Genomic DNA, 13,048 nt, shown 5'->3' with positions numbered 1-13,048 from the left:
GGACACGGACATGACGACACCCCACAAGAACGAGTCCGACGACGCGCCGCGACGCCCCGGACCCATAGGAGGCGACATCGCCGCCATCGTGTACGGGCTGTCGAGCCGCTTCAGGATCCCGGCGCTGAAGCAGCGGCACTCCAACACGGCCGTCATGGGTCTGTTCGCCCTCGTCAACGGGGTCATCGCCATCGGCCTCATGTCGCTCGCAGCCCTCGCCACCGGTGAGCCATTCATCTTCCCCTCCCTCGGGCCCACGGCGTTCCTGCTCTTCTACACACCCTCGGTGCCGGCAGCCTCTCCCCGCAACACCTTCTTCGGGCACCTCATCGGCTGCCTCGCGGGGTACCTGGCGCTCGTGGTCTTCGGCCTCACCAACGACGGGCCTGCCCTCGCCACGGGCGTCACGGCGGCACGCGTCGGAGCGGCCGCCATGTCGTTGGGCCTCACGAGCGGCTTCATGGTGTGGCTGCGTGTCCCACACCCTCCCGCGGGAGCCACGACGCTCATCGTGTCGCTGGGCATCCTCCACGAGCCCTGGCAACTGGTCGTCCTGATGCTTGCCGTCGTGCTGCTCACGATCCAGGGATTCGTGATCAACCGACTGGCCGGAATCGACTACCCCGTGTGGGCGCCGCGGAGCTGAGGCCCCCGCTCAGGCGCGCAGCGCGTCGAGAAAGTTCTCGGACGCCACCACGCGGGCACCCTCCTTGCGGGCGTGCTCACGAACCCACCCGTCGGACGACACCACGAGTGCCGGCACGCTCTTCGGGAGTACCTCCACCTCCTCGATCACGAGGTCGTCGGCTTCCTGGCCGGCCGCCGAGAAGCGGACACGGACACCGGGACGCGACCCGACCGGCCCGAAGACATCCGATCCGTCGAACACGACGGTGCAGTGCACACGCGAGCGTGCATGGAGCTCGGCGAGGAGGCCGATGAGGCGCTCCCGCTGCTCGGAGGCCGCCTCCTCGCCCCATACGCGCTTCGTCACGTTGTAGCCGTCGACGACGAGTACGACACCGGGAGTTCGCAGCATGGACCGCACGGCATCGCGCGAGTCGGCCACCATGCCGGGCGGCACGGGCACCTCGGCGCGACGCGTCGGGGCTGTGGGACGCGTCGACCCGGTGGGCGGAGAGACGGGTGCCGGGCGTGGATCGAGCCGAAGTGTGCCATCCGAGCGCGCCGACGCCGCCAACGTCGTGAGGCTGTCCGCGACGCGCTGTGCCGCGTCGGCGGCGTCACCGAGGACTCGGAGATCGCCGGGCGCCAGGGCACCTGCGTTGTCCGACGCCTCGTCGAGGTCGCGGGTCGCCTCGGCGAGCTGGGTCCGGGCCTCCGTGAGATCCGACCGGAGCTCGGAGACCTGCTTCACGAGGTCCTGGTTCCGCTCCTGCTCCTTTCCGAGACGGGTTTCGAGCTCCTCGATCTCGAGCTCGAGCTCCGAAACCCTGTCGAGAGCGTCGGCGGCCTCCTTGTCGGCCTCGCGTGCCGCTCGCTCGAGGTCCTGCTCCCGCTCGCGTCGCTCCCCCCGCGCCGAGCGGAGCTCGTCGGCCAGCAGCTCACGCGCCTCCTCGGCGTCCTCGGCACGTCTCTCGGCGCGCCGGGTCTCGTCCTCGAGGTCGTCGATGCGGTTCTGGTGAGCCTCCTCGTCGGCCACCGTCTCGGCGTCGAACCGTCGCTGCTCGGCCGCACCGATGACCATGCCGAGGGAGAGCATCCATTCCTCGGGCTGTGCCGCGATGAGAGCGGACGCCATGAGCGGCAGGTCACCGCGGTCGGCGAGCGCATCCAGGACGCCGTTACTCCCGACGGGATCCCAGACGTCGATGATGTCCTGAACACCCGGGCGCTCGAGAAAGTGTTTGCACACGGCGTCGCGAAAACCGATGTCGAGCTCGAACGCCGTGCGGAGCTGCTTGCGTGCCGCCCGGCGACTCAGCCCCCGTCGATCGAAGCCGACCAGGGGCCGCAACGATGTGGGGACCTCCTCGTCGTCGAGATGACCGAGCGTCTCGCCGGCCTCGTCGAGCAGCGGGGTCAGCAGTGAGTCGGGGATCATCCCGAGCCACGGCCCCGTGACGGCCCTCACGGCGCGTCCGGCGCGTCGACCGGCGCCTCTGCACCGGGGACACCGGCGCCGATCTCCTCGATCGATGAGCCCGATGCCCCGCACCAGCGGCACGTCACCGACTCGACGACGTGGTCGAGGACGTCCTCGTCCTCCACCGTGAGCTCGCCACCCACGCTGAAGTGGTGGAAGGCACGGGTACGGCGGGTCGACACCACGTCGAAGCGGGTGAGGTTGCCGCAGGCGTCGCAGCGGTAGCGGGTGGTCATGGCGCGGCGAGTGTACCGACGGGGTGGGGCACCCGGCCCGCCGTGGGACGGTCCGAAGGGTCAGGCGTCGACCGTCTCGGGCTCGTCGACCGGGTCGGCGCCGAACGCCCGGCGGCGCCGGACCGTGGACTTCCACAGGACGTCGACGCCCTGCACGATCAGCGCGGCGAGCAGCGCCCACACGGGAAGGACTGCCGCCAGGCGCCCGTAGGCGGCGAGGCGGGCCTCCAGGAACATGTCGGTGAGCTGCGAGCCCGTGAGAAGGCCGGTGGCGTTGGCCACGCCGAACACGAGGACCGCCGCGACGGGGAGTGCGAACATCCAGGCGAGGACCCGGAGCCACACGGGTGACCGGACGGGGCCGTCGGAGTCCCCGCCGGCGGCACGGTCCTGCTCGTCGCGTTGGTCGGGTCGGTCGGGCTGGTCTGCGGGGCCTGTGCCGGCGCGCCGCGGGAGAATCGTCGCCCCGGCGCCGGTGGAGCCGGCGCGGGGCCGTGCGCCCGACGACGACGATGACGACGATGCACTCCGCTTCTTCGTCGGCACCTTGAGGATGCGCCCGCACTCGTCGCACTCGAACGTCGGCGCGTCGGGAAGATCGTCGACCGCGTGCCTGTGCCCGCACACGGGGCACTGAAGAGCTCGGGACATCAGCGACAGCTCCCCTTCACGAGCTCTGCCCGGAGCGCTGCTGCACGCTCACCCGGATGAAGTCGTCGAGCACGCGTCGGGCGCTTCCGTCGTCGAGGGCGGCGACCGCCTGATCGACGCCGGCAGCCAGATCGTCTGCCACACCGGCTGCGACGAGCGCAGCGGCTGCGTTGAGCGCCGCGATGTCGCGCAGGGGCCCGCGCTCACCGTCGACGACACGGCAAACGGCCCCGGCGTTCGCGGCGGCGTCTCCACCGGCCAGCGACCCGGGATCGGCAGCGACGATCCCGAGGTCCGTGGGATCGAGGTCGTAGCGGCGGACATCACCGTCGCGGAGCTCCAGCACGGTCGACGTGGTCGTCGTGGTGAGCTCGTCGAGGCCGTCGTGGCCCCAGAAGACGAGGGCGTGGCGGGCACCGAGGCTGTGAAGGGTGCCCAGCATGCGCTCGGCCATCGCAGGGTCGGAGACGCCCAGCGCCTGACGCCGGACGCGGGCCGGATTGGCCAGCGGGCCGAGGTAGTTGAAGGTCGTCGGGACCCTGATGGCCTGCCGGGCGGGAGCGGCGAAGCGCATCGCGGGGTGGAACCGCTGCGCGAAGCAGAAGCCGAGCCCCGCCTCCGCGACGCACGCCGCCACGCCCTCGGGGCCCAGGTCGATGGCCACCCCCAGCTCCTCGAGCACATCGGCCGATCCGCACTGCGACGACGCGGCCCGGTTGCCGTGCTTCACGACGCGAGCGCCTGCACCGCTGGCGATGAGAGCAGCCATGGTGGACACGTTCACCGTGCCCGCCCGGTCACCACCTGTCCCACATGTGTCGACGGGGTCACCGTCGACCTCCATGGGCTCGGCGAATCGGAGCATCGTGCGAACGAGGGCTGCCAGCTCGTCGGGAGTCTCCCCCTTGGCGCGCAGCGCCACGGCGAAGGCGGCCACCTGTGCGTCGTCGGCGCGGCCTTCGAGGATCTCGGTCATCACCGTGTCGACGGCGTCGGGTGTCAGGTCGCGACCGGCCATGAGGTCGCCCAGGACCGCCGGCCAGGGGTTCGGTGTGTCCATCTCACTGCCGGTCCCCACCGCTCAGTCCCACCAGAGGTCGTGATCGAGCACGCCCCGTGCGATCAGGCCGAGCTGCACCTGGGAGGTGCCCTCGACGATCGTCAGCTGGCGCGCATCGCGGTAGTAGAGCTCCATGGGGTGGTCCTTCATGTAACCCGCCGCCCCGAGGAGCTGAAGGCACTCACCCGACGCCCTCACCGCCAGCTCGGTGGCGTAGTACTTCGCCATCGAGAGGAAGGGCACCCACTCCTTGGTATAGCGCCCCTGGTCGGCGAGCCATGCCGCCCGGTAGGTGAGCAGGCGGGCCGCCTCGATCTCGGTGGCCATCTCGGCGAGCTTCCACTGGATCCCCTGGAAGTCGGCGATCGTCTTCCCGAACGCCGGCCGCTCCTTGATGTAGCCGGTGGCGTACATGAGGGCGCCTTCGGCGAGCCCGATCCCCCGCGCCGCGACGACCGGTCGCATGGCGTTCAGTCCCAGCATGGCCGTCTTGAAGCCCCCGACCTCTCCGAGCAGGTTCTCGCCCGGGACGCGCACATCGTCGAGGAGGAGCTCTCCGGTGTCGACACCCTTCACGCCCATCTTTCGGTCGAGCACCCCGACCGACACTCCGGGCCACGATCGCTCCACGACGAACACGGAGACAGCGTCGTGGGCGCGTGATTCGACGTCGCCGGTCTTGGCGAACACCGTGTACCAGTCGGCCTGATCGACGCCCGACATCCAGCACTTCGTGCCGGAGAGGATCCAGTCGTCGCCGTCGCGGGTGGCCCGCGTCCGCATCCCCATCACGTCGGAGCCGGCCTGCGGCTCCGAGAGGCCGAAGGCCGCACGGGCGTCGCCTGTTGCCGACGGGCGAACGTAGCGCTGCTTCTGGGCGTCGGTGCCGGCGATGAGGACGGGGCCCGTCGGCAGGCGGGTGAGCAGGAGCATGAGGGCCGCGGCGTTGGAGTACTTGGCGACCTCCTCGATGGCGATGCTCAGCCCCAGGATGCCGGCGCCGGATCCGCCGTACTCCTCCGGGACACACAGCCCCGTGAGCCCCGCGTCGACGAACGCCGTGAAGAGGTCGTCGGGGTACTGCTCCGTGTCGTCGATCTCGCGTGCCCGGGGGGCGACCTTGTCGCGGGCGAGGCGCCGAACAGAGGCCTGGAGCTGCGCGAGCTCGGGGCTGAGCTCGAAATCCACGCCGGGAGCCTAGCGGTGCCCGCCCCGGAGTCCGTTGCTCTGGTAGTGGTGGGTGGAGGCGGCTCAGGCGCTCCGGCGCCGGCGGCGGATCTCCCGGCGACGCTCGCGCTCCGTGTAGCCGCCCCACACTCCGAACTTCTCCCGAGCGGCGAGAGCGTGCTCGAGGCAGGCCTCCCGGACCGGGCAGAGCGTGCAGATCGCCTTGGCGTCCTCGCCCTCCTCCTCGGCGGGCGGATGGAAGATCTCCGGGTCGACGCCCTTGCACCGGGCGAGCTGTTGCCACGGGAACGTCGTGGTTCTCTCCATCGTGTGCACGGGTCTCCTCCCGGGCGGGACGAAGTGCGCGTCGGGGAGTCCTCTGTCGGTCGCGTGACCCGTGGAGTTGAGGCGAACGCCGGGGAACGCCGGGGAACATGGCACGACCCAGCGGCTTTCGGCCCTTTTGCTCCGTTCGGAGCCGGAGGGAGGCCGTAGGATCGGCGGGTGCCCATGCCCCCCGACCAACGGCGCGACCGCTGGAACACGCTCACCTCGTCCGCCTTCGACGTGCTCGTCGTGGGCGGCGGTATCACGGGTGCCGGTGTCGCCCTCGACGCCGCGGCCCGTGGCCTGTCGGTCGCTCTCGTGGAACGCCACGACTTGGCGTCGGGCACATCGTCGAAGTCCTCGAAGCTCGTGCACGGCGGTGTCCGCTACCTGCGCCAGGCGCAGTTCGGCCTCGTGCACGAGGCGCTCACGGAGCGTCGACGGCTCCTGCACAACGCCCCGCACCTCGTGCACCCGTTGCCGTTCCTGGTCCCCACCGTGGCGGCCCACCGTCGGCACCGCACGCGTGCCCGGCTGCTCGGATGGGCGGCACGGATCGGTCTCGGCCTCTACGACCTGATGGGCGGACGCGCGTTGCACCGCACGCGGAAAGTGCCGCTCGACGAAGCGGTGCAGATCATGCCGTCACTCGACGTCGAGCGCGTCACCTCGGCCTACTGCTACTACGACGCACATGTCGACGACGCCCGCCTCACACTCACCGTGGCGCGTACCGCCGTGGAGGACTACGGCGTCACGTTGCTCACCTACGCCGAGGTCACCGGATTCGTCCGGGAGGGCGACCGGACCACCGGCGCCGACGTCACCGACGTCCTCGGAGACCTCGGCACGTGCAGGGTCCGTGCGGAGGTCGTCGTCAATGCCACCGGGGTGTGGGCCGACGAGGTGCGGAAACTCGACGAAGGCACCCACCCCGAGTCGATCCGCCCCGCCAAGGGGGTCCACCTCACCGTGCCGGCCGAGAGGCTGCCGCTCGAGACCGCGGCCGTGCTCGGCGTGGCGGGCGACGACCGCATCATCTTCGTCATCCCCTGGGGTGGCCACACCTACATCGGCACGACCGACACGGACTACGACGAGTCACTCGACACACCCACCTGCACCACCGAGGACGTGCGGTACCTCCTCGACGCCGTGAACGCCGTGGTGACCGAGCCCCTGACGGCCGCCGACGTCACGGGAACCTGGGCAGGCCTCCGCCCACTCGTGCGGACCGGCAAGGGCGACACGACCGACCAGCTCTCGCGCAGGCACGCCGTGATCGTGGGCGAGTCGGGTGTGGTGACCGTCATCGGCGGCAAGCTCACGACGTACCGGCGGATGGCGGCCGACGCGGTCGATGCGGCCCTCGGTGTGCTGGCCGCCCGTCGTCGGAACGGCGGGCGTCACTTCCGCCACCAACGGTCCCCGACCGTCGACCTCCCACTTCGGGGGGCACCGACTCGTGACGGCGTCGCCGACGGCACCGCGCCCGACATCGCGGGGCTCGTGGGCGACGACGCCGCCACCCATCTCGTCGACACGTACGGCACCGACGCCTCAGCCGTGGCGGCGCTCGTCGTCGACAACTCGGCTCTTGCCGACCCCCTCGTTCCCGATCTGCCGTACCTGGCCGCCGAGGCCGTCCACGCGGTGCGTGCCGAGTACGCCCTCACGCTCGGGGACGTCCTCGCCCGACGGACCCGCGCGCTCCTCCTCGACGCCGACGCCACGGCGGACGCCGCACCCGCCGTGGCCGCGCTCATCGCCCCCGAGCTCGGGTGGGACGACATCGAGACACGCCGCCAGGTGGAGGCGTTCGCCGCGCTCGCGGCCGGCGACGAGCGGGCCCCCCATGCCCTGGCGGGCCGTGCCCCCGGAGCGGCCACACGCCCGGCGCACCCTGCCCACGTCGGCTACGCCGACTCCGACGGGCGCTCCTGACATGCCCCGGCGCCGGCCCCTCGATCTGGCACCCGGCCTCCCGACGGAACGCCTCGACGCCCCCGTCGTCGAGGTCCCCGCGGATGCCCGGGCCGCGCTCGCCGACGTGGTCGGCGACGCGCTCACGTCCGACGATGCTGCGCTGGTGGACGCAGCCCGCGACTGGTGGCCGCTCAGTGCCGTGTGGGCCACCCAGGGGCGCGTCGCCCGGCGCCCGGCGGTCGTGGTCACACCCGCCGACACCGACCAGGTGGCCGGCGTCCTGCGGGTTGCATCGACCCACGGGATCCCCGTCACGCCCGCGGCGGGGCGCTCGGGTGTGGGTGGCGGTGCCGTTCCGGTGTGCGGCGGCATCGTCGTCGACCTGACCCGCCTCGACGCCGGGCCCGAGATCGACGAGACCTCGCTGCGGGTGACCGTCGGGCCCGGCGTGTTCGGCGACGTCCTCGAGTCCCGGCTCCGCAGTCGTGGCTACACACTCGGCCACTGGCCGCAGTCCATCGACATCTCCACCGTCGGAGGCTGGCTGGCGTGCCGGGGCGCCGGCCAGTTCTCGACGCGCTACGGAAAGATCGAGGACATGGTCGCCGGTCTCGAGGTCGTCCTGGCCTCGGGCGAGACGTTGCGCACCGGCGGTGCTCCCCGCTCGGCGGTCGGGCCCGACCTCGACCAGGTGTTCGTCGGTAGCGAGGGGGCACTCGGTGTCATCACCGAGGCCACGCTGCGGGTGCACGCCGCTCCCGCGTCCGAGGAGCGCGAGGCGTGGACGCTCCCGACCTTCGAGGCCGGGCTCGAGACCTGCCGCCGGATCCTGCGCCGCGGCGCCACCCCGGCGGTTCTTCGGCTCTACGACGAGCACGAGACGCGCCAGACCTACGACGTCGACGGCTGCGTGCTGCTCGCGCTCGACGAAGGTGATCCCGCTCTCGTGCTGGCCACCATGGCTGTGGCCGCCGAGGAGACGCGGGAGATCGAAGGCTCGCAGCCCGCCGACGTGGGCCTCGTGGAGCAGTGGATGGGCCACCGCAACGACGTGTCCGCGCTCGGTCGCGCCATCGAGGCCGACGTGGTCGTCGACACGGTGGAGGTCGCCGGAACATGGTCCGATCTCCCCGCTGTTTACGCGCAGGTCACCGAGGCCGTCCGGGCGGTGGAGGGCACCGTCGCCGTGTCCGCACACTGCTCGCACTCCTACATCGACGGCGGATGCCTCTACTTCACGCTCGCCGGGATGGTGGGCGATGACCCGGCGGCCAAGGACGCCTACTACGCCGCGGCGTTCAACGGCGCGGTGGAGGCCGCACGGGTTGCAGGCGCGGCGATCAGCCACCACCACGGCGTGGGGATCAACCGCGCGCCGTTCGTGCGTGACGCCCTCGGCCCCGTGGCCTTCGACACGCTCGCCGGGATCAAGAACGCCCTCGACCCGCGGGGAATCCTGAACCCGGGTGCGCTCGGGCTACCGTCGCCGTTCCTCCCCGACGGATGGACATGGGAATGAGGACGCCGTCATGAGCAACGACGTGATCAGTCCCCTCGCAGTCGGCCGCGGCGCCCTCTACGCCCTCCTCGCGCTCCTGCCGGTGGTGCTCGTCGGCGCCGTGGCCGAGTCGAACATCGACGACTTCGAGACGAGCGGCTGGGCCGCCCTGGCGTTCCTCGCACTGGTGCTCTGCTTCGGCTACGGAGGGTGGGTGGCCGGTGCGGTCGATCCCGAGGCGCCGCTCACCAACGGGAGCCTCGCAGGCCTCGGTGCCTTCGTGATGTGGATCCCCCTGCGCGTGCTCATCTGGGCCGTGCGCGGCGACCAGGGCCTGTTCTCGGGCGACAACGCCGTGTTCCACCCGGGGGCGATCCTCGTGTTCGTCGTCATCGCAGGCGTCGCCGGCATGGTCGGTGCCGTCGTCAGCGCCCGCCGCTCGACGGCCCGCGACGAGGCCGCCGACGACGGGTGACCGACCCTGGCATCCCAATCACCCTCAGCGGTCGTGTCACCTCTCCTCGCGACGAAGCGATTCCGTGGAACCGCCCGAGGGCAGACTGGACCGACACGGCTGAGTCGGCGATTCCGGGATGGCCCGTGTACCCGGGTGCGCGACAATGTCGGTGGTGAGTCGGCCGGACGGCCGCGTGCGGGGCACCCGCCCCGCCCGAGGAACGTCCGGACTCCACAGGGCAGGGTGCTGGACAACTCCCAGTCGGGGCGACCCGCAGGACAGTGCCACAGAGAACAGACCGCCGATGGCCGGGGCGACCCGGCACAGGCAAGGGTGAAACGGTGCGGTAAGAGCGCACCAGCACCCGGGGCGACCCGGGTGGCTCGGTAAACCCCACCCGGAGCAAGACCAGACAGGGGGCACGGGTTGCCCGCCCCCGGGGCCTCGGCCCCGGAACCCCCGGGTAGGTCGCTGGAGCCGGCGGGCAACCGTCGGCCGAGATGGATGGCCGTCCCGGGCCCACCGCCCGGACAGAATCCGGCGTACAGGCCGACTCACCGCGCCAATGCGCCAGACAACTCGGGCCGAACTACCCGACGATGGGACCCGCTGCGTCCTGATTCGAACGCTCCAAGCGGCGCCGATTCCACCACCACACGGCGACACCGACGACGATGTCGAGCACCGCCAGCGCGATCGCCAGCGCCAGGGCAGCCCACCTGCCCCACGACGCACCCTGTTCGACCGGAGCACCGATCCCACCAAGCGTTCCGCCCGACTCGAGGTGGATGAAAATCGCACCCACGTACCACGTCACAACGAGTACAGGCGCCGCCACAAGCGAAGCGAGCGTTCCCCAGACGACCGGTCGCATCGACGTTCGGGTCACAGGCATGCGCCTAAACGGCCCGAGGGCATTCGTCTCCCATGCACGAAGTGTCCCACGTCCGGGAGACGCCTCCTCCGCTGCTCGGTCTGTTCGCGCGGACCGGCGGGGCCACGATGCCTCGCCGCGGTAGGTTCGACGGGTCACACGGGCCGACGAGCCCGCTCGTGTCCGGTTTCCATTCTCGGAGGAGCTTCACCGTGTCCGTTCCACCAACCGTCCGGTGGAATCCGGAGACCGACACAGTCGATCTGATCGACCAGCGCCTGCTGCCGGCGGAGTTGGTCGTCCTCAGCATCGACACGCTCGACGGGCTCTGCGACGCCATCACGACCCTCGCGGTACGCGGGGCGCCGGCGCTCGAGATCGTCGGCGCCGCCGGTATGGCCCTGGCCGCATCCACTCACGTCGAGCCCCACGACGCCTACGAGAGGATCGTTTCCACGCGGCCGACGGCCGTGAATCTCGAGGTCGGGGCCAGGCGCGCGCTCGAGGCCTGGCGCACCGACGGTGAGGGCTCCGTCTCCGACGTGGCGATCCGCGTCTTCGAGGAAGACGCCACGCGGAACCGGGCGCTCTCGACGCGTGGCGCATCCATCCTCGGCGATGTCGCCGAGCAGACCGGGCGTGCGGTGAGCGTGATCACACACTGCAACGCCGGGCATCTGGCGTGTGGCGACGTGGGCACGGCGCTGGGAGTCATCAAACAGGCGTGGACCGATGGCGCTGTCGACAGGGTCTTCGTCGACGAGACCCGGCCACTCATGCAGGGTGCGCGGCTGACGGCGTGGGAGCTGGAACAGTCGTCGATCCCGTACGCGATCATCCCCGACTCGGCCGCCGCCCACATCATCGGCACTGAGGGAGTGGGCGCTGCGGTGGTCGGTGCCGACCGCATCGCGGCCAACGGCGATGTGGCCAACAAGATCGGCACGTTCGGTCTCGCCCTCGCTGCGCGGCACTTCGACATCCCGTTCGTCGTCGCCGCACCGGAGTCCACGATCGATCCGCAGACCCCCACCGGTCACGGAGTGCCGATCGAGACGAGGAGCGGACGGGAACTGCTCGACAGTGAGGGGTGGCCGGAGGGCACGGGCCGAGCCCTCAACCCGGCCTTCGACGTCACGCCCGCAGAGCTCGTCTCCCACATCGTGACGGATCGCCGCATCATCGGCCCCGCCGGTGGGCCGCCGGTCTGACGTCCGGGAGGCGCAGGCGCCACCGCGCCCGCGAGCCTCCCGTCGGGTTGCATAACGTCCGGGTGTGGGCGGACAGAGGCACGAACAGGACGACGACCTGCCGCTGAAACTCGGGCCGTGCTCCAACGGCGAGTACGTCCCGGTGCCGCACTCACCGGTTGTCGCCGAAGCCGTCCGTCGCACGAGGGAGGCGGTGTACGAGCACAGCCGGCGCCTGGGCGTCTCCCGCCGCTCGTTCCTGCGCTCGGCGGGTGGGACCGCTGCGATGCTCATGGCGCTCGGAGCCTGCACGAAGGAGTCCGCCGAGGATGCCGGTGAGCAGGTCGGAGGACAGTTCGACGTTCCCGAGACGGCGCCCGAGGACACCGAGGCCGCCCGAGAGGCACTCGGCGGTGACGGCTCCGTATTCGACGTACAGACCCACTTCCTCGAGTACGACGGTCCGTCGCAGGGATTCGGGTCGGGCTTTCCGCAGGCCGACTGCGGCCTCGACGACCCCGATGACTGCTACTCGATCGAGACCTACCTCGGCGAGATCTTCCTGCGTAGCGAGACCGCCATGGCCGTGGTCTCGGCCATACCGGTGGTGGCCGATGACGACCCCCTGTCGATGGAGGACATGCAGCGTGCGCGACGGACGCTCGATGCACTCTGTGAGGACGAGCGCCTGCTGCTCCACGGTCGGGTCCGACCCACGATCGAACCGCTACCGGCCGTGCTCGACGAGATGAGCCGGCAGGTCGATGAGTACCCCGTCTCGGCGTGGAAGGCGTACACACACGCCGCCGGACCGGGCTGGTGGCTCGACGACCACGACCCGTCCGTTCCGCTCGTGGGCGACGCGGTCCTCGACCACGCGCGCGAGCTGGGCGTCACGACGTTCTGCGTCCACAAGGGGCTGGGTGGCGACAACCCGTTCCTCTCCCCCGGGGACATCGGACCGGCCGCGGCGCGACATCCCGACATCGACCTCGTCGTCTACCACTCGGGATACGAGAACGAGTTCGTCGAGGGACCCTACGACGACTCGACGGAGCCGCGCAGCGTGGACCGCCTCGTGGCCACCGTGGCGGACGCGGGCATCGAACCCAACCAGAACGTCTACGCCGAGCTCGGCTCCACCTGGTGGCTGAACATGCGTGACCCGACCGCCGCGGCACATCTCCTGGGCAAGCTGCTCCTCGCCGTCGGAGAAGACAACGTCCTGTGGGGAACCGACAGCATCTGGTACGGCTCACCCCAGGACCAGATCGAGGCCTTCCGCGCGTTCGAGATCACCGAGCCGTTCCAGGACCGGTACGGCTACCCGGCGCTCACACCCGAGCTCAAGGCGAAGATCCTCGGAGGCAACGCCGCCCGTCTCTACGGCGTCGATCTCCCCTCGGCGGCCTGCGACTTCGACCCCGACGAGCTGGCGGCGTCGCGGGTGGCGATCGACGCTGCGTGGACGACCCACGGCCCGGAGACGGCCTCGGCCGTCCGCGAGCACGTCGCCACCCACGGCTGGGCGTGACGAAACGACGACAGCCCCTTG

Annotated in this window: 13 protein-coding genes and 1 other RNA gene; 7 read left to right on the top strand and 7 right to left on the bottom strand. The window is 71.0% G+C overall.

Annotation, left to right across the window (positions count from 1 at the left end):
• Positions 1 to 10 precede the first annotated feature (10 nt).
• The gene (locus tag R3A49_00845; protein MEZ5169276.1) at positions 11 to 646 is read left to right on the top strand and encodes an HPP family protein; all 636 of its coding nucleotides are present in this window, start codon (positions 11 to 13) and stop codon (positions 644 to 646) included.
• A 9-nt stretch (positions 647 to 655) separates the two neighbouring features.
• On the opposite strand, the gene R3A49_00840 is transcribed toward R3A49_00845, so the two are convergent.
• From R3A49_00840 to R3A49_00815, 6 genes are all read right to left on the bottom strand, one after another.
• Positions 656 to 2,095, bottom strand: a complete 1,440-nt coding sequence (locus R3A49_00840; GenBank protein MEZ5169275.1) for an NYN domain-containing protein — start codon at positions 2,093 to 2,095, stop codon at positions 656 to 658.
• Positions 2,092 to 2,343, bottom strand: a complete 252-nt coding sequence (locus tag R3A49_00835) for a hypothetical protein (protein MEZ5169274.1) — start codon at positions 2,341 to 2,343, stop codon at positions 2,092 to 2,094. Before R3A49_00835 ends, R3A49_00840 begins: the two co-directional genes overlap by 4 nt.
• A 60-nt stretch (positions 2,344 to 2,403) precedes the next feature.
• A complete protein-coding gene (locus R3A49_00830; GenBank protein MEZ5169273.1) occupies positions 2,404 to 2,994 on the bottom strand; it encodes a hypothetical protein in 591 nt (196 codons plus the stop codon).
• Between the two features lie 16 nt (positions 2,995 to 3,010).
• Positions 3,011 to 4,072, bottom strand: a complete 1,062-nt coding sequence (gene trpD / locus R3A49_00825) for an anthranilate phosphoribosyltransferase (GenBank protein ID MEZ5169272.1) — start codon at positions 4,070 to 4,072, stop codon at positions 3,011 to 3,013.
• Between the two features lie 3 nt (positions 4,073 to 4,075).
• Positions 4,076 to 5,242 (bottom strand): acyl-CoA dehydrogenase family protein, encoded by a 1,167-nt coding sequence (locus R3A49_00820; GenBank protein MEZ5169271.1) that lies wholly within the window; start codon positions 5,240 to 5,242, stop codon positions 4,076 to 4,078.
• Between the two features lie 63 nt (positions 5,243 to 5,305).
• Entirely contained in the window at positions 5,306 to 5,548 is a 243-nt protein-coding gene (locus R3A49_00815) for a WhiB family transcriptional regulator (protein ID MEZ5169270.1), read from the bottom strand.
• Between the two features lie 183 nt (positions 5,549 to 5,731).
• On the opposite strand from R3A49_00815, the gene R3A49_00810 reads away from it, so the two are divergent.
• The 4 genes from R3A49_00810 (at position 5,732) to rnpB (ending at position 9,990) form a co-directional block, all read left to right on the top strand.
• Complete coding sequence (locus R3A49_00810; protein MEZ5169269.1) at positions 5,732 to 7,492, top strand: glycerol-3-phosphate dehydrogenase/oxidase; 1,761 nt, start codon at positions 5,732 to 5,734, stop codon at positions 7,490 to 7,492.
• A gap of 1 nt (position 7,493) precedes the next feature.
• Entirely contained in the window at positions 7,494 to 8,993 is a 1,500-nt protein-coding gene (locus tag R3A49_00805; protein ID MEZ5169268.1) for an FAD-binding oxidoreductase, read from the top strand.
• Between the two features lie 10 nt (positions 8,994 to 9,003).
• Positions 9,004 to 9,447 carry a hypothetical protein gene (locus R3A49_00800; GenBank protein ID MEZ5169267.1) on the top strand — a complete coding sequence of 148 codons (444 nt, stop codon included), beginning with the start codon at positions 9,004 to 9,006 and terminating at the stop codon, positions 9,445 to 9,447.
• Positions 9,448 to 9,602: 155 nt separating this feature from the next.
• Positions 9,603 to 9,990, top strand: an RNA gene (rnpB, locus tag R3A49_00795) — RNase P RNA component class A.
• A 28-nt stretch (positions 9,991 to 10,018) separates the two neighbouring features.
• Here the strand turns inward: rnpB and R3A49_00790 are convergent.
• Entirely contained in the window at positions 10,019 to 10,318 is a 300-nt protein-coding gene (locus R3A49_00790; GenBank protein MEZ5169266.1) for a hypothetical protein, read from the bottom strand.
• A gap of 197 nt (positions 10,319 to 10,515) precedes the next feature.
• Here R3A49_00790 and mtnA point away from each other — a divergent pair, with 197 nt between their 5' ends.
• Both mtnA and R3A49_00780 read left to right on the top strand, forming a co-directional pair.
• Positions 10,516 to 11,514: an S-methyl-5-thioribose-1-phosphate isomerase gene (gene mtnA, locus R3A49_00785; protein ID MEZ5169265.1), complete on the top strand. Its 999-nt coding sequence runs from the start codon at positions 10,516 to 10,518 to the stop codon at positions 11,512 to 11,514.
• Positions 11,515 to 11,578: 64 nt separating this feature from the next.
• Complete coding sequence (locus R3A49_00780; GenBank protein MEZ5169264.1) at positions 11,579 to 13,027, top strand: amidohydrolase family protein; 1,449 nt, start codon at positions 11,579 to 11,581, stop codon at positions 13,025 to 13,027.
• The last annotated feature ends 21 nt before the right edge of the window (positions 13,028 to 13,048 follow it).

This window comes from Acidimicrobiia bacterium (assembly GCA_041394025.1).
Classification (GTDB): Bacteria; Actinomycetota; Acidimicrobiia; order IMCC26256; family JAOSJL01; genus JAOSJL01.
This window is presented reverse-complemented; position numbering and strand designations above follow the sequence as displayed.